The sequence below is a fragment of the Micromonospora okii genome (assembly GCF_020884795.1).
In the GTDB taxonomy this organism is placed as follows: Bacteria; Actinomycetota; Actinomycetes; order Mycobacteriales; family Micromonosporaceae; genus Micromonospora; species Micromonospora okii.
In genome coordinates this window covers 688062-702832 of the sequence record NZ_BBZF01000012.1, presented here as the reverse complement: position 1 = coordinate 702832, position 14771 = coordinate 688062, and the positions used below count along the sequence as shown (strand labels likewise).

General features: G+C 73.8%; 16 protein-coding genes. 3 read left to right on the top strand and 13 right to left on the bottom strand.

What is annotated here, in order from left to right; all coding sequences use genetic code 11:
• Nucleotides 1-29: 29 nt before the first annotated feature.
• The 3 genes from LPU43_RS02675 to pyrR all read right to left on the bottom strand — a co-directional run bounded on the left by LPU43_RS02675 (nt 30) and on the right by pyrR (nt 3042).
• Nucleotides 30-1361 (bottom strand): dihydroorotase, encoded by a 1332-nt coding sequence (locus LPU43_RS02675; RefSeq protein WP_229398468.1) that lies wholly within the window; start codon nt 1359-1361, stop codon nt 30-32.
• On the bottom strand, nt 1358-2284 hold the full coding sequence (locus tag LPU43_RS02670) for an aspartate carbamoyltransferase catalytic subunit (RefSeq protein WP_229398466.1): 927 nt from the start codon (nt 2282-2284) through the stop codon (nt 1358-1360). The genes LPU43_RS02675 and LPU43_RS02670 overlap by 4 nt, the downstream gene beginning before the upstream one ends.
• A 176-nt stretch (nt 2285-2460) precedes the next feature.
• Nucleotides 2461-3042 carry a bifunctional pyr operon transcriptional regulator/uracil phosphoribosyltransferase PyrR gene (gene pyrR / locus LPU43_RS02665; protein WP_229398465.1) on the bottom strand — a complete coding sequence of 194 codons (582 nt, stop codon included), beginning with the start codon at nt 3040-3042 and terminating at the stop codon, nt 2461-2463.
• A 285-nt stretch (nt 3043-3327) separates the two neighbouring features.
• Here pyrR and bldD point away from each other — a divergent pair, with 285 nt between their 5' ends.
• Nucleotides 3328-3816, top strand: coding sequence for a transcriptional regulator BldD (gene bldD / locus LPU43_RS02660; protein WP_145777310.1), 489 nt, complete (start codon nt 3328-3330; stop codon nt 3814-3816).
• 106 nt (nt 3817-3922) lie between these two features.
• On the opposite strand, the gene nusB is transcribed toward bldD, so the two are convergent.
• The 4 genes from nusB to aroB all read right to left on the bottom strand — a co-directional run bounded on the left by nusB (nt 3923) and on the right by aroB (nt 6606).
• Nucleotides 3923-4333, bottom strand: a complete 411-nt coding sequence (nusB, locus tag LPU43_RS02655) for a transcription antitermination factor NusB (RefSeq protein WP_229398631.1) — start codon at nt 4331-4333, stop codon at nt 3923-3925.
• Between the two features lie 23 nt (nt 4334-4356).
• Nucleotides 4357-4914, bottom strand: a complete 558-nt coding sequence (gene efp, locus LPU43_RS02650) for an elongation factor P (RefSeq protein ID WP_007075814.1) — start codon at nt 4912-4914, stop codon at nt 4357-4359.
• Nucleotides 4915-4958: 44 nt separating this feature from the next.
• Nucleotides 4959-5414, bottom strand: coding sequence for a type II 3-dehydroquinate dehydratase (gene aroQ, locus LPU43_RS02645; RefSeq protein WP_229398463.1), 456 nt, complete (start codon nt 5412-5414; stop codon nt 4959-4961).
• 115 nt (nt 5415-5529) lie between these two features.
• The gene (gene aroB, locus LPU43_RS02640; protein WP_229398460.1) at nt 5530-6606 is read right to left on the bottom strand and encodes a 3-dehydroquinate synthase; all 1077 of its coding nucleotides are present in this window, start codon (nt 6604-6606) and stop codon (nt 5530-5532) included.
• A 166-nt stretch (nt 6607-6772) separates the two neighbouring features.
• Between aroB and LPU43_RS02635 the strand changes: the two genes are divergently transcribed.
• Both LPU43_RS02635 and LPU43_RS02630 read left to right on the top strand, forming a co-directional pair.
• A complete protein-coding gene (locus LPU43_RS02635; RefSeq protein ID WP_229398458.1) occupies nt 6773-7327 on the top strand; it encodes a DUF2243 domain-containing protein in 555 nt (184 codons plus the stop codon).
• Entirely contained in the window at nt 7324-8199 is an 876-nt protein-coding gene (locus tag LPU43_RS02630) for a cytochrome c oxidase assembly protein (protein WP_229398456.1), read from the top strand. The genes LPU43_RS02635 and LPU43_RS02630 overlap by 4 nt, the downstream gene beginning before the upstream one ends.
• On the opposite strand, the gene LPU43_RS02625 is transcribed toward LPU43_RS02630, so the two are convergent.
• The 6 genes from LPU43_RS02625 to ruvX form a co-directional block, all read right to left on the bottom strand.
• Nucleotides 8189-8701 (bottom strand): shikimate kinase, encoded by a 513-nt coding sequence (locus tag LPU43_RS02625; protein ID WP_229398629.1) that lies wholly within the window; start codon nt 8699-8701, stop codon nt 8189-8191. The two genes, LPU43_RS02630 and LPU43_RS02625, sit on opposite strands and share 11 nt — an antisense overlap.
• Nucleotides 8702-8712: 11 nt before the next feature.
• On the bottom strand, nt 8713-9891 hold the full coding sequence (gene aroC, locus LPU43_RS02620; protein WP_229398454.1) for a chorismate synthase: 1179 nt from the start codon (nt 9889-9891) through the stop codon (nt 8713-8715).
• A gap of 194 nt (nt 9892-10085) precedes the next feature.
• Nucleotides 10086-11951, bottom strand: a complete 1866-nt coding sequence (locus LPU43_RS02615) for a glycerophosphodiester phosphodiesterase (protein WP_229398439.1) — start codon at nt 11949-11951, stop codon at nt 10086-10088.
• A gap of 247 nt (nt 11952-12198) precedes the next feature.
• Entirely contained in the window at nt 12199-13041 is an 843-nt protein-coding gene (locus LPU43_RS02610; RefSeq protein ID WP_229398437.1) for a shikimate dehydrogenase, read from the bottom strand.
• Nucleotides 13041-14243, bottom strand: a complete 1203-nt coding sequence (mltG, locus tag LPU43_RS02605) for an endolytic transglycosylase MltG (protein WP_229398436.1) — start codon at nt 14241-14243, stop codon at nt 13041-13043. Before mltG ends, LPU43_RS02610 begins: the two co-directional genes overlap by 1 nt.
• Nucleotides 14240-14698, bottom strand: a complete 459-nt coding sequence (gene ruvX / locus LPU43_RS02600) for a Holliday junction resolvase RuvX (RefSeq protein ID WP_229398434.1) — start codon at nt 14696-14698, stop codon at nt 14240-14242. The genes mltG and ruvX overlap by 4 nt, the downstream gene beginning before the upstream one ends.
• Between the last annotated feature and the right edge of the window lie 73 nt (nt 14699-14771).

The following is a 14771-nucleotide window of genomic DNA, read 5'->3' as shown; positions in this document are numbered from 1 at the left end:
GCTCCGCTCCGCTGCACTCCTCGCTCGGATCACTTCACTGCCTTTCCGTCGAGGACCGTCGGCTCGCCGCGCAGGAAGGTCGCCACGATGCGACCCGGCAGCGTCATGCGGGCGTACGGGGTGTTGCGACTACGGCTGGCCAGCTCCGCGGGTTCGATGACCCGGCGGGCGGCCGGGTCGACCAGGGTCAGGTTCGCCGGCACGCCGGGGGCCGGGTCGAGGCCGTGCGAGTCGAGGCCGGCGATGCGGGCCGGGGCGCGGGACATCCGCTCGGCGATCAGGTCCCACTGCGGGCCGAGCACCTCCAGGGCGATCGACAGCGCCGTCTCCAGGCCCAGCATTCCCGGCCGGGCGTACGCCCACTCGCACTCCTTGTCCTCCACGGCGTGCGGGGCGTGGTCGGTGGCGACGATGTCGATCACGCCCTCGGCGAGCGCGGCGCGCAAAGCGGTGACGTCGGCGGCGGTGCGCAGCGGCGGGTTGACCTTGAACACCGGGTCGTAGCTTTCCGCTGGGCTCCAGTTGTTCGCGAGTGCGGGGCTCGCAAGCTCGCTCCTCCCGCTCACGGCGACGTCGGTGAGCAGCAGATGGTGCGGGGTCACCTCGGCGGTGACCCGTACCCCCCGGGCCTTGGCCTGGCGCAGCACCTCGACGCTGCCGGCGGTGGAGACGTGACAGACGTGCAGCCGGCTGCCCACGTGCTCGGCGAGCAGCACGTCCCGGGCGATGATCGCCTCCTCGGCGACCGCCGGCCAGCCGGTCAGCCCGAGCCGGGTCGAGACCTCGCCCTCGTGCATCTGCGCGCCCTCGGTGAGCCGGGGCTCCTCGGCGTGCTGGGCGATGATCCCGTCGAACGCCTTGACGTACTCCAGGGCCCGGCGCATCAGCAGCGGGTCGGCCACGCAGTGCCCGTCGTCGGAGAAGATCCGCACCCGGGCGGCGGAGTCGGCCATCGCGCCCAGCTCGGCGAGGCGCTCGCCGGCCAGGCCGACGGTGACCGCGCCGATCGGCTGCACGTCCACGAGGCCGGCCTCCCGGCCGAGCCGCCAGACCTGCTCGACCACGCCGGCGGTGTCGGCGACCGGGGAGGTGTTGGCCATCGCGCAGACCGCCGTGTACCCGCCGAGGGCCGCCGCGCGGGAGCCCGACTCGACGGTCTCGGCGTCCTCGCGGCCCGGCTCGCGCAGGTGGGTGTGCAGGTCGACCAGGCCGGGCAGGGCGACCAGCCCGGCGCCGTCGACGACGGTGGCGTCCGGCGCGTCCAGCTCCGCCCCGGTGGCGGCGACGACGCCGTCGCGGATGAGCAGGTCGGTCGGCTCCGCGCCGACCACGCTGACGTTCCTGATCAGGTACGCGGTCACAGGTTGTTCCCCCCGAGCAGCAGGTAGAGGACGGCCATCCGCACGGAGACCCCGTTGGCGACCTGTTCGACGATGGTGGAGCGGGGCGAGTCGGCGACCTCGGGGGCGATCTCCATCCCCCGGTTCATCGGCCCCGGGTGCATGACGATCGCGTGCTCCGGCAGCCGGCGCATGCGGGGCACATCGAGGCCGTAGCGGCGGGCGTACTCGCGGGCGGAGGGGAAGTAGGAGTCGTTCATCCGCTCCCGCTGCACCCGCAGCATCATCACCACGTCCACGTTCGGCAGGACGGCGTCGAGGTCGTAGGAGACCCCGATGCCGGGGGCGAGCGCCTGCGCGATGTCCACCGGGATCAGCGTCGGCGGGCCGACCAGGGTGACCTTCGCCCCGAGGGTGGACAGCAGCAGCACGTTGGAGCGGGCCACCCGGGAGTGCAGCACGTCCCCGACCACCGCAACGTGCAGGCCGGCGAGGCGGCCCAGCCGGGACCGCATCGTGTACGCGTCCAGCAGCGCCTGGGTCGGGTGCTCGTGGGTGCCGTCGCCGGCGTTGACCACCGACCCGTCCACCCAGTTGGCCAGCCGGTGCGGCGCGCCGGAGGCGGGGTGCCGGACGACCACCGCGTCGGCCCCCATCGCCTGGAGGGTCAGCGCGGTGTCCTTCAGGCTCTCGCCCTTGGCCACGCTGGAGCCCTTGGCCGAGAAGTTGATCACGTCGGCGCTGAGCCGCTTCGCGGCGGCCTCGAACGAGATGCGGGTCCGCGTGGAGTCCTCGTAGAAGAGGTTCACCACGGTCCGGCCGCGCAGCGCGGGCAGCTTCTTGACCTCCCGCCCGGCGACCGTGGCCATCTCGGTGGCGGTGTCGAGGATCAGGGTGGCGGTGTCGGCGTCCACGTCCCCGCCGGAGAGCAGGTGCCTGATCATGAGCGGAGCCACCCTTCGTTCGCGACTGCGGGGCTCCGCTTCGCTGCACTCCTCGCGCTCACGCCGCCCACCTTTCGTTCGCGACTGCGGGGCTCCGCTTCGCTGCGCTCCTCGCGCTCACGCCGCCCCCCTTTCGTTCGCGACTGCGGGGCTCCGCTTCGCTGCGCTCCTCGCGCTCACAGCTGCCCCCCGTACAGGCGGACCTCGTCCGACCCGTCGGTCTCGACGAGGGTGACCTTCACGTTCTCCGCGAGCGCCGTCGGAATGTTCTTGCCCACGTAGTCGGCGCGGATCGGCAGTTGCCGGTGGCCGCGGTCGACCAGCACGGCGAGCTGCACGCAGGCCGGCCGGCCCACGTCGCTCAGCGCGTCGAGCGCGGCCCGGACGGTGCGCCCGGAGAACAGCACGTCGTCGACGAGGACGATCCGCTTGCCGTCGATCCCGCCGGCCGGGAGCTGGGTCGGGCCGACCGCGCGGGTGGCGTGCCGGCGCAGGTCGTCGCGGTAGAGGGTGATGTCGAGCACACCGACCCCGACGGCGACGTCCTCGAAGGTGCTGATCCGGTCGGCGAGGCGCTTCGCCAGCGGGACCCCCCGGGTCGGGATGCCGAGCAGCACGGTGTCGGCGGCGCCCTGGGTCTTCTCGAGGATCTGGTGGGCGATGCGATCCACCACGCGCGAGACGTCCGCTGCGGCGAGGATCACCTTCACCGAGGGTTGTCGCGGTGGCGACGCGGGGGCAGCCGGTGGGTAGGCCACGGCGGACCTCCTTCCCCGCCTCACGGGACGGGTCGTTAAAGGATGTCGGGCACCTCCGGCGGGCCGTGGACGGCCGGACCGGGGCTTCCCGCCACGTTACCAGCGGTCACGGGGTTGCCCTACGCCGGCACTGACCCCCTGATCAGGGTGGCGAACCGGGACAACTCCCCCACGAGGCGTAACGGTAAGGACATCACCACTTGACCAGGTGTCCCAATCCCCGTACCGTCACGCTCCGTAGTGAACACGGGGAAAAACCCCGAGCAGCAGCACTGGGAGTGTGGAATGCCCTCTGAATACGCCAAGTCGCTGGGCGCCCGCCTGCGCTCCATCCGCCAGCAGCAGGGCCTGTCCCTGCAGGGGGTGGAGGAGAAGTCGAACGGCCGGTGGAAGGCGGTGGTGGTCGGCTCGTACGAGCGTGGTGACCGCGCCGTCACGGTGTCCCGCCTGGCCGAGCTCGCGGACTTCTACCGGGTTCCGGTTTCCGAGCTGCTGCCCGACGGCAGCGGGGTGCGCCACGAGCCCACCAGCAAGATCGTCCTGGACCTGGAGCGGCTGTACGACGACGCCTCCGAGGAACTGGCCTACGTCGCCCGGTACGCCCGCGCCATCCAGCAGCAGCGGGGCGACTACAACGGCCGGGTGCTCTCGATCCGCGCCGACGACCTGCGCGCCCTGGCGATCGTCTACGACGCCTCGCCGTCCGGTCTGATCGAGCGGCTCACCGAGCACGGCGTGCTCGTCGCCGACCCGAGGGCGTTCTTCGCCTCCTGACCTCGGTCACGCGAGTGAGGGCCCGTGCCGGTGGCACGGGCCCTCACTCGCACACTGCTGTCCGCCGCCGCGCGGGGCGACGCCACCCGCCGAGCGGGCGCGCCCGTCAGCGGGTGGCGTACTCGGCGATCCGGCCGAGCACCCCGTTGAGGAAGCGCGGCGAGTCGTCGGTCGACATCTGCCGGGCCAGCTCCACGGCCTCGCTGATCGCCACCGCGTCGTCCAGCTCGTCGACGTAGAGCAGCTCGTAGACGGCGATGCGGGCCAGGTTGCGGTCGACCGTCGGCATCCGGTCCAGCGTCCAGCCCTCGGCGTAGCTGGCGATCAGCTCGTCGATCCGGTCCAGGTGCGCGGCCACCCCCTCCACGAGGCCCACCGCGTACGGCAGGTGCTCCGGGTGCGGCTTCTCGATCCGCTCGAGGTAGCCGGCGAGCACCTCCACCGGGGGCCGGTCGCGCAGGTCAGCCTCGTAGAGCACGTCCAACGCCCGCTTGCGCGCCTTGCGGCGCGCGGGCATCTGCTGCTTCGGGCCCTCTGCCATCAGGCGCGGCCGAGGTAACGGCCGTCGCGGGTGTCGACCTTGATCTTCTCGCCGGTGGTGATGAAGAGCGGCACCTGCACGGTCGCGCCGGTCTCCACCGTGGCGGGCTTGTTGCCGCCGGTGGAGCGGTCGCCCTGCAGGCCCGGCTCGGTGTAGGTGATCTCCAGCACGACGGAGGTCGGCAGCTCGATGTAGAGCGGCACGCCCTCGTGGGTGGCCACGGTCGCCTCGGCCTCGGGCAGGAGGTAGTTGGCGGCCTCGCCGACGGTGCCGCCGGGGACGGTGATCTGGTCGAACGTCTCCAGGTCCATGAAGACGTAGTCCTCGCCGTCGGCGTAGAGGTACTGCATCGTGCGCTTGTCCACGGTCGCGGTCTCGACCTTGGTGCCCGCGTTGAAGGTCTTGTCGACCACCTTGCCGGACAGCACGTTCTTCAGGGTGGTGCGCACGAAGGCGCCACCCTTACCGGGCTTGACGTGCTGGAACTCAACGACGGCCCACAGCTCTCCGTCGAGGTTGAGTACCAGGCCGTTCTTCAGGTCGTTGGTGGTGGCCATTTCCTGCCTTGATCATCAATTGGCGGACAGACCTGGAGAGTCTACTAGCTGCCGTCGCCAGCCGCTTCCGACCTGCGCCGGGCCGCCACATGGTGCAGGGCGAGACGGTAACCGTCGACGCCCAGCCCACAGATCACCCCCGTCGCCACGGCCGAGATCACCGAGTGGCGGCGGAACTCCTCCCGGGCGTGGATGTTGGAGATGTGCACCTCGACCAGGGGCCCGCTCAGCAGGGCGCAGGCGTCCCGGACCGCGATCGAGTAGTGCGACCAGGCCGCCGGGTTCAGCACCACCGCCGCCGCCTCGTCGGCCGCCGCGTGCAGCCAGCCCACCAGCTCGTGCTCGGCGTCGGTCTGCCGGACCACCACGTCCAGCCCCAGCTCCCGGCCCGTGGAGACACAGAGCTCCACCAGGTCGGCGTAGCTGGTCACCCCGTACACGTCGACCTGCCGGGTGCCGAGCCGCCCGAGGTTCGGCCCGTTCAGTACGTACACCCTCATGCTCTGCCCTTCTTCGCTCGCGACTGCGGGGCTCCGCTGCGCTACGCTCCTCGCGCTCACCGCGCCGGCCCTTCGCTCGCGACTGCGGGGCTCCGCTGCGCTACGCTCCTCGCGCTCACCGCGAGACCTCCCGGTAGGCCGCCGCCAGCAGCTCGTCGTCTGGGCCCTCCAGGATCGCCGGGCGGGCCAGCCGGTCGAGCACCACGAACCGCAGCACCGAGCCGCGGGTCTTCTTGTCCACCCGCATCGCGGCCAGCAGGTCCGGCCAGGCATCGGCCCGGTAGCTCGTCGGAAGCCCGAGCGCCGTCAGCACCGTCCGGTGCCGCGCCGCCGTCGCCGCGTCCAGCCGGCCGGCGAGCCGGGCCAGCTCGGCGGCGTAGACCAGGCCGACGGCCACGGCGTGCCCGTGCCGCCAGCGGTACTCCTCCACGTTCTCGATCGCGTGGGCCAGCGTGTGGCCGTAGTTGAGCACCTCGCGCACGCCGGACTCACGCAGGTCGCCGGAGACCACGTCGGCCTTCACCCGGACCGCCCGCTCGATCAGCTCCCGGACCACCGGCGACGCCGGGTCGAGGGCCGCCGCCCGGTCCCGCTCGATCAGGTCGAGGATCGCCGGGTCGGCGATGAACCCGCACTTGACCACCTCGGCCAGCCCGGCCGCCAGGTCGGCCGGCGGGAGGCTGTCGAGCACCGCGAGGTCGCACAGCACGCCGGCCGGCGGGTGGAAGCCGCCGACCAGGTTCTTGCCGGCGGCGGTGTTGACGCCGGTCTTGCCGCCGACCGCCGCGTCGACCATGCCGAGCAGCGAGGTCGCCACCGGCACCCAGCGCACCCCGCGCAGCCAGCAGGCCGCGACGAAGCCGGCCAGGTCGGTGACCGCGCCGCCGCCCACCCCGACCACCGCGTCGGTACGGGTGAAGCCCGCCTCGCCGAGCCGGTCCCAGCACGCGGCGGCCACCTCGACGGCCTTGCCGGCCTCGGCGTCCGGCACCTCGACGGCCAGCGGGGCGACGCCGGCGGCGGCCAGGCGGGCGGAGACCTCCTCGGCCAGCGCCTTCAGCGGGGGCGCGTGCAGCACCGCCACCCGGGTCGCGCCGGGCAGCAACGTCGGGAGCGCGCCGAGCAGGTCACGTCCCACCAGCACGTCGTACGGCTGCTCGCCGCCGACCGGAATCCGGGTCACCTCGTCCATCGCCCGGGAGCCTAGTCCAGCGGGCGCAAGGCGACCGCGATTGTCCACTGGGTGGCGAACGGAGGGGCGCGGGGCCGTGACCGGGAGGCACGGGGCGGCGTTTAGCCAGGATGAGCGGGGGGCAGCGGTCAGCACGCACCGGCCGACGAGGCGGAGGTACCCACCGATGACCACACCCACGACCGACGACGCCGACACGCGGGCGCCCGCCGTGACCGACGCCACCGACATCCGGCTGCCCGCCACGATCCTCGGCGTCGGCCTCGGCGGGTTCGTCGACGGCATCGTGCTGCACCAGGTGCTCCAGTGGCACCACCTGCTCAGCAGCACCGGCAGCGACAACATCGGGGTGAAGGCGTACCCGGTGGACACCGTGCCCGGCCTGGAGATGAACACCCTCTGGGACGGCATCTTCCACGTGGTGACCTGGGTGGCGGTGCTGGCCGGCCTCGCCCTGCTCTACTCCCGGGTGACCGGGTCGCGGGGCCGGCTGTGGCGCTCCCCCGTGCTCTGGGGCTGGGCGCTCGTCGGCTGGGGGCTGTTCAACCTCGTCGAGGGGATCGTCGACCACCACCTGCTCGGCATCCACCACGTGCGCGGCGGCCCCCACCAGCTCTGGTGGGACCTCGGGTTCCTGGCGTTCGGGGTGGTGCTCGTCGCCGTCGGCTGGCTGGTGCAGCGCCGCGGCACGGTCGTGGACGTCTGCGCCGACCGGCGGTGACCGGCACCCACGCCGGGCACGACGGGTTCGCGCCCGGCCCGGCGCTGCTCGTACCGCTGGTCCTGTTCTGGGTCTACCTGGCCGCCGCGCTGCGACAGCGCGGGCCGGGCGGCCTCGGCTGGCCGCACCGGCGCACGGCCGTCTTCGGCGTCGGCGCGGCCCTGCTCGCACTGGGCCTCGGCCTGCCCGCCGGCGGCTTCGCCGCGCACGCCTGGGGGCACCTGCTGGTCGGCATGCTCGCGCCGCTCGGGCTGGTGCTCGGCGCGCCGGTCACCCTGCTGCTGCGCACCCTCGACCGGCGGCGCGGCCGGGCCCTGGTGCGGCTGCTGCGCCGGCCGCTCCTGGGCGCGCTCGCCCACCCGGTCACCGGCCTCGCGCTGACCGTCGGCGGCCTCTACGCGCTGTACCTCACGCCGCTGTACCGGGCGACGCTGACCAACCCGGGGCTGCACCACCTGGTGCACCTACACTTCCTGCTCTCCGGGCTGCTCTTAACCTGGTCGGTCGCCGGCCCCGACCCCGGCCCGCACCGCGCGCGGGTGCCCGTGCGGCTGGTCGTGCTCGGCGTCGCCGTGGCCGCCCACGCCGCCCTCGCCCAGCTCATGTACGCGGGCCTGGCCGTGGACGTGCCCGCCCCGCCGGACGACCTGCGCGCCGGGGCGACGGTCATGTACTACGGCGGCGACCTGGCGGAGATCGCCCTGGCCCTCGCCCTCCTCGCCACCTGGCGCCCGGAGGTAAGGAAGGGCCCCTTGTTAACGCATTCGGTAGAGGAAGGGCCCCTTCCCAACACCTCACCCGGGGAGGCGGCGGCAGGTGGGGGCGCGGCAGCGGGCGGGAGGGTGACGGCGCGCGGGGGCGTCAGGGCTTGAGCAGGGCGACGATCTCCGCGGCGATCTCGTCGGGCGCGCGCCCGTCGGTGACGACCGTCGCGGTGGCCACCTCCGCGTAGAGCGGGCGGCGCTGGTCCATCAGGTGCTTCAGCGTCGCCCTCGGGTTGAACGCCAGCAGCGGCCGGCCCGCGCCCAGCCCGACCCGCTTCACCGCGTCGGTCAGCTCCACGCTCAGGTGCACCACGGTGTGCCCGACCAGGGCGGCCCGGTTCTCCTCGGCGAGGACCGCGCCGCCGCCGAGGGCGAGCACCCCCGCGCAGGAGGCCAGCGCGGCGGCGGTCGCGGCCCGTTCGAGGGCGCGGAAGTGCGCCTCCCCCTCGTCGACGAAGATCTCCGGGATCGGCTTGCCGGCCAGCGCCTCGATGTCGGCGTCGGTGTCCCGGAACTCGACCCCGAGCAGCGCGGCGAGCGCCTCCCCGACGGTGGTCTTGCCGGACCCGGGCGCCCCGACGAGGACGACCAGCGGGCGCGTCCCGCCCACGGGCGTCTCGCTCACCGGATCACCAGGGCGTCGAGGTAGCCGGCCAGGTTACGACGGATCTCGGCGACCGAGTCGCCGCCGAACTTCTCCGTGGCGGCCTCGGCGAGCACCAGGGCAACCATCGCCTCGGCGACCACGGCGGCGGCCGGCACGGCGCACACGTCGGAGCGCTGGTTGATCGCGGTGGCCGGCTCCCCCGTGGTCACGTCCACGGTGGCCAGGGCCCGGTTCAGCGAGGAGATCGGCTTCATGGCCGCCTTCACCCGCAGCGGCTCGCCGGTGGTGATGCCGCCCTCCAGGCCGCCGGCCCGGTCGGTGACCCGGCGCACCCCGGTCGCCGTCGGGATGATCTCGTCGTGCGCCTCGGAGCCGCGCGAGCGGGCCTGCTGCCAGCCGTCGCCGATCTCCACGCCCTTGATCGCCTGGATCGACATCAGCGCGGTGGCGAGCCGGGCGTCGAGCTTGCGGTCCCACTGCACGTGGCTGCCCAGGCCCGGCGGCACCCCGTACGCCAGCACCTCGACCACGCCACCGAGGGTGTCGGCGGCCTTCTTCGCGGCGTCGACCTCGGCGACCATGCGGGCGCTGGCGTCGGCGTCGAGGCAGCGCAGCGGGTCGGCGTCGATGCGCTCGGCGTCGGCCGGCGTCGGGCGCAGCCCCGGCTTCACGGCGACCGGGCCCAGCTCCACCACGTGCGAGACGATCTCGACGCCGAGGGCCTGCCGCAGCAGCGCCTTGGCAACGGTGCCGACGGCGACCCGGGCGGCAGTCTCCCGCGCGCTGGCCCGCTCCAGGATGGGGCGGGCGTCGGTGTGGCCGTACTTCTGCATTCCGGCCAGGTCGGCGTGGCCCGGGCGCGGCCGGGTCAGCGGCGCGTTGCGGGCCTGCCGGGCCAGCTCGTCGGGGTCCACCGGGTCGGCGGCCATCACGGTCTGCCACTTGGGCCACTCGGAGTTGCCCACCCGGATGGCGACGGGGCTGCCCAGCGTGACGCCGTGCCGCAGCCCGCCGATCACCTCGATCTCGTCCCGCTCGAAGGCCATCCGCGCGCCTCGGCCGTAGCCGAGCCGGCGGCGGGCCAGCTCGTCGGCTATCTCGCCGCTGGTCACCTCGATCCCGGCGGGCACGCCCTCCAGCAGCGCCACGAGGGCGGGTCCGTGCGATTCCCCTGCGGTCAGCCAACGCAACACGTCGGCCAGTCTGTCACGGCGGGATCGCGTCCCGGCGCGCCGCCCGCCGTGTCCCGCCCTGCGGACGCCCGGCCCCGCCGCGCGCACCTCTCCGCAGGACGGACGCGGCGACGGCAGCGCACACCTCCCAGGAGGGCGGACGCGGGGCCGGCAGCGGTGCGGGCCGCCGGCGCGACGACCCGCACCGCGCGTGGTCACCGCCCGGCGAGGATGCGGGCGTCGGCGGCGATCGTCCGGGCCGCCGCGGCCGGCAGCCGCTTGCCGGCCTGCTGCTCGGCGTACCGGGCCAGCTCGGCGTAGCGGCGCAGGACCAGCAGGTTGGTGGCCACCGTGAGCGCCGGGGTCTTCGCCCCCGAGGTGAGCAGCAGGTGCCCCAGGCCGGCGGCAGTCACCACCACCGTGAACGTGGCCTCGGCGCTCGCCGTCCCCTTCGGTCCGGTCGCCACGGCGCGGAGCCGGTGCTCGCCGGCCGCCAGCCCGGTCAGGTCCAGCGGCCGACCCGCCGACACCGGCTGGCCGTCGAGGGTGACGGTCACGCTGTCGGCGTCGGTGACCGGGACGGTGAGCACGGGCCGCTGGGCGCGGTCCAGCTCCGCCCCGTCGAGCGGGGCGGCGATCGACACGGCGGGGCCGGCCGCCGCGAGCTGCCCGGCGGCGTTCCAGCCGGCCAGCTCCGCCGGCCGGTTGGTGATGATCGCGTCGGTGCCGATGCGCTCCAACTGCTGCCACTGGGCAGGCGAGTCGACCGTCCAGGCCATCACGGCGACGCCGGCGCGGTGCAGGTCGGCGACCACGGCGGGCCGGGCCAGCAGCGCCGCCCCGGTCGGGTTGTACGCGGTGACGCCCAGCTCCCTGGCGACGGCGACCGGATCGGCGTCCAGGCTGCTGCGCAGCAGGCCGGTGGGGAGCTCGGGGGCGAGTTCCCGGGTGTGGCGCAGGGCGTCGACCTCGAAGCTCTGCACGAAGACCCGGGCGGTCATCCGCTCGGCGCGGATCACCTCGACGATCCGGGCCACCTCGGCCCGGGTGTGCGCGCCCTTGATCTCCAGCAGGAGGTTGCCGCCCCGGGTGCGCAGGTCGGCGAGTTGCTCGGCGAGGGTGGGCAGCCGCGCCCCGGCGTACTGCGGGGCGAACCAGGAGCCGGCGTCGAGGGCCTTGAGCTGGGCGGCGGTGAGGGCACGGATCGCGCCCGTGCCGTCGGTGGTGCGGTCCACGGTGGTGTCGTGCAGCACGAACGGCACCCCGTCGCGGCTCGGCTGCACGTCGTTCTCGACGAAGTCCGCGCCGGCCCGGCGGGCGACCTCCTGCGCGACGAGGGTGTTCTCCGGGGCGGCGGCGGACGCGCCCCGGTGCGCGATCACGCTCAGCGGGGCCCCGGCCGGGCGCAGGTAGCCGTTGGGCGGCAACTCGGTGACCCGCACGTCGTCGAAGGAGACGCTGCCGCCGTTGACGACGAGCGCCTGCCCGCCGTCGGTGGACCGGGTCAGGCTGCTGGTGCGCAGCAGTTGCCGGCCGTCGAGGAACCAGCGGGCCTGGTTGCCGTGCACCTCCACGGCGACCTTCACGTCCCGCCCCGTGCCGGCGGCGTACGGCGCGGCGGCGGTGTCGGTGACGTTCCAGGCGTTGGCGGTGGTGAGCTGCGCGAACTCCAGGCCGTTGGCGGCCGTGGTGCCGCTGCGCATGGTGGCGATCCACCAGGGGGTACGCCCGTCGGCGGGCACGTCCAGGCCGAGCGCCGCCCACCGGGTGGGCTCGGCGACGGACTCGAACCGGACGGTGGCCTCGAATCGGAAGTGGGTCAGGTGCCGGCCGAAGGTGATCTTCCTGGTGCCACTGGTGGCGGTGCCGCGCAGCCGGCCGTCGCGCACCGTCCAGTCGCCGTCGACGGCGCGCCAGCCTGCGGGCAGCGTACCGGCGGAGAAGTCCTCGGCGACCACGACGTCGCCGGGCCCGGCGGCTGCGGGGGTGGGGGTCTGGACGGCGGCGAACAGACCGGCGGTCGTGGCGAGGGCCGCGAGCGCGGCGACGGCCCGGCGCGGCCGTCGGCGAAGTGTCAGCATGCTCGGGACGCTAGGCAGCGCCGGGAAACCCCCGGTGTCGTCGCCACCGCCACCGGGCGACCCGGCAATGCACAGCGGACGGGCCGCCACGTCGGCGGCATGGTGGCATCCGGGGTACCCGGACTCGACTGCGCCCACGGTCCAGGCGCCCATGTCGGCGACATGGCGGTGTCCGGGGTGCTCGGATGCCGCCACGTCGCCGACATGGCGCGGCACGCCCCGGGCCGCCCCGGGTCGGGCGACCCGGCTAGCGGGTCGGGCGGATCTCGATGCCGACCTCGGCCGACAGCGCCGCGGCCATCGCCGCGACCGGGGCGCGCACGCCGGTGAAGTGCTCGAACTGGCCGACCGCCTGGGCGACGAGCAGGTCCAGCCCGGAGACCACCCGGCAGCCGGCCGCACCGGCCGACGCGGCGAGCGGAGTGGGCCACGGGTCGTAAAGCGCGTCGAAGTAGACCGCGCCCGGCCGCCACCGGGCGTCGGCGGCGAGGTGGTCGGCGACGCCCTTCGGCACGGTGGAGACCACCACGTCGGCGTCGGTGTGCGCCGGCGCGTCGGCCCAGTCGGCGCCGGCCAGCCGCAGGCCGAGGGCGTCGGCGGCCGGGCGCAGCTCGTCGATCGCCGACGCGCGGCGGGCCACCACGGTCACGGTGCCCGAGCCGAGGCGGGCGGCGGCGGCCAGGGCGGCCCGCGCGGTGCCGCCCGCGCCGAGCACGGTCACCCGGGCCCCCGGCCGGACGGCCGCCGCCGACAGCAGCTCGACCATGCCGGCCGCGTCGGTGTTGTCCGCGTACCAGGAGCCGTCGGTCCGGTGGACGAGGGTGTTCGCCGCGCCCATCGCGGCGGCGACCGGCGACACCTCGGCCGCGAGGGCGAGGGTGGCCTCCTTGCAGGGCATGGTCACCGACAGCCCGGCCCACTCGGGGCCGAGGCCGCCGACCAGGGCCGGCAGCTCGGCCTCCGCGCACTCGATCGTCGTGTACGACCACCCGGTGAGGCCGGCGGCGGCGTAGCCGGCGTTGTGGATCACCGGGGAGAGGGAGTGGCCGATGGGCTTGCCGACCACCGCCGCCCGCCGTGGCGTCGCCATCAGATGATCCCGGCCTCCTTGGCCTTCGCCTCGTTGCGCAGGTGCTTGTCGTATGTCTCGGCGAAGGCGGAGTGCCCCTCCTTGTCGATCGCCACGAAGAAGAGCCACTTGCCCTCCGGCGGGTCCATCGCCCCCTCCAGGGCCTGCTTGCCCGGGTTGTTGATCGGGGTGGGGATCATGCCGGGCAGCTTGCGGTTGTACGGGTTCTTCGGGTCGTCCAGCTCGGCGGCGGTCATGTCCTTCGACCGCTTGCCCTCCTTGCCGATCGACTCGAAGTAGTAGTTGACCGTGACGTCCATCTCCAGGCAGTTGCAGTCGAACTCGCCGTACACCCGGTTGTAGGCGACCCGGGCGACCTTGCCGAGGTCGTCCTTGTTACCCGCCTCGGCCTGGGCGAGGGACGCGACGATCAGCGCCTCGTACGGGCTGATCCCGCCGCGCTCCTCCTGCACCCGGTCGGCGAACTTCATCTGCCCGGTGACGGTGAGGAAGTTCTCCACCATCATCGACAGGATGCTCTCGGCGGTGGCCTTCGGCGGGATCTCGTACGTGTCGGGGAAGAGGAAGCCCTCGACCGACTTCTTCGACGGCTTGCCGTCGCTGCGCTTGAACCACCAGTCCGGCACGCCGAGCCCCTCCGGGTCCTTCGCGGCGGCCTCGAACTCCTTGACCGGGATCTTGGTCTTCTCTGACAGGAGCTTGTAGGTGCGCTTGGCCGTGGTGCCCTCGGGGATGGTGAGCCCGTTGTTGACCTTGTTCTTCAGGTCGAGCAGCATGATCAGGGCCTTCTCGCCGCTCATCTGCTTGCGCACCTTGTAGGTGCCGGGCTGGATGTTCTTGCTGCGCGAGTTCTCCTCGGCGGCCTCGATGAACGCCTTCGAACTCTTGACCACCCCGGCGGCGTAGAGCGCTTCGGCCACGTCGGCGATCAGCGCACCCTGCTTGACCTCGATCGTCACCTCGCCGCTGCCGGCACCGTCGTAGTCGGGCGTGACGAAGTAGCCCTGGATGCGGTCGAAGCCGTAGAAGGCCCCGCCGCCGATGACGCCGAGCAGGACGAACGCCATCAGCAGGGCGAGGGCGGTCTTCCCGCGCCCGCCCGAGGACTCGCCCTTGCGCTTGCGCACGTAGCTGCGCCGGTGCTTGCCCTTGTCACCGCTCCGGTCCGCCTCGTCGAACCCGAGGTCCAGATCGTCGATCATCGCGTCCGCCTCTGCGCGTCCAGCCAGCTCTGCAGGATCTCGACCGCGGCGGCCTGGTCGACCACCGCGCGTTGGCGCTTCCCCCGGACGCCACGCTCGGTCAGCCTACGAGAAGCCACGACGGTCGACATCCTCTCGTCGGTGAGCGTTACCGGAACGGGGGCTATTACAGCAGCCAGCCGGTCAGCGTACGCCTTCACGTTCCGTGCCGCCGGGCCGTGCTGACCTGCGAGGTTGACCGGAAGACCGAGCACGACCTCGACGGCCTCGTGCTCGGCGATCAGCGCGACCAGCCCGGCCATGTCTCGGGGCACCGCGTCGGGGTCGGCGGTCAGGTCCCGGGCGAGGGTCACCAGCGGGGTTGCCAGCACCCCGTGCGGGTCGGACCGGGCCACCCCGACCCGGACCTGCCCGACGTCGACCCCCAGCCGGACCCCGCGCAACGACCCGGTCACCTGTCCCCCAGCCTGTCGGGAGAAGGGGCGGGGCGAACCTGACCGGTCCGCCCCGACCCGACGTGCGTCGTGC

What these genes read in the sequence shown, in the direction of transcription:
- LPU43_RS02670 (WP_229398466.1), bottom strand. Translation starts at nt 2,284, where the DNA reads ATGATCAGGCACCTGCTCTCCGGCGGGGACGTGGACGCCGACACCGCC.
- bldD (WP_145777310.1), top strand. Translation starts at nt 3,328, where the DNA reads ATGCCCTCTGAATACGCCAAGTCGCTGGGCGCCCGCCTGCGCTCCATC.
- nusB (WP_229398631.1), bottom strand. Translation starts at nt 4,333, where the DNA reads ATGCCCGCGCGCCGCAAGGCGCGCAAGCGGGCGTTGGACGTGCTCTAC.
- efp (WP_007075814.1), bottom strand. Translation starts at nt 4,914, where the DNA reads ATGGCCACCACCAACGACCTGAAGAACGGCCTGGTACTCAACCTCGAC.
- aroQ (WP_229398463.1), bottom strand. Translation starts at nt 5,414, where the DNA reads ATGAGGGTGTACGTACTGAACGGGCCGAACCTCGGGCGGCTCGGCACC.
- aroB (WP_229398460.1), bottom strand. Translation starts at nt 6,606, where the DNA reads ATGGACGAGGTGACCCGGATTCCGGTCGGCGGCGAGCAGCCGTACGAC.
- LPU43_RS02635 (WP_229398458.1), top strand. Translation starts at nt 6,773, where the DNA reads ATGACCACACCCACGACCGACGACGCCGACACGCGGGCGCCCGCCGTG.
- LPU43_RS02615 (WP_229398439.1), bottom strand. Translation starts at nt 11,951, where the DNA reads ATGCTGACACTTCGCCGACGGCCGCGCCGGGCCGTCGCCGCGCTCGCG.
- LPU43_RS02610 (WP_229398437.1), bottom strand. Translation starts at nt 13,041, where the DNA reads ATGGCGACGCCACGGCGGGCGGCGGTGGTCGGCAAGCCCATCGGCCAC.
- mltG (WP_229398436.1), bottom strand. Translation starts at nt 14,243, where the DNA reads ATGATCGACGATCTGGACCTCGGGTTCGACGAGGCGGACCGGAGCGGT.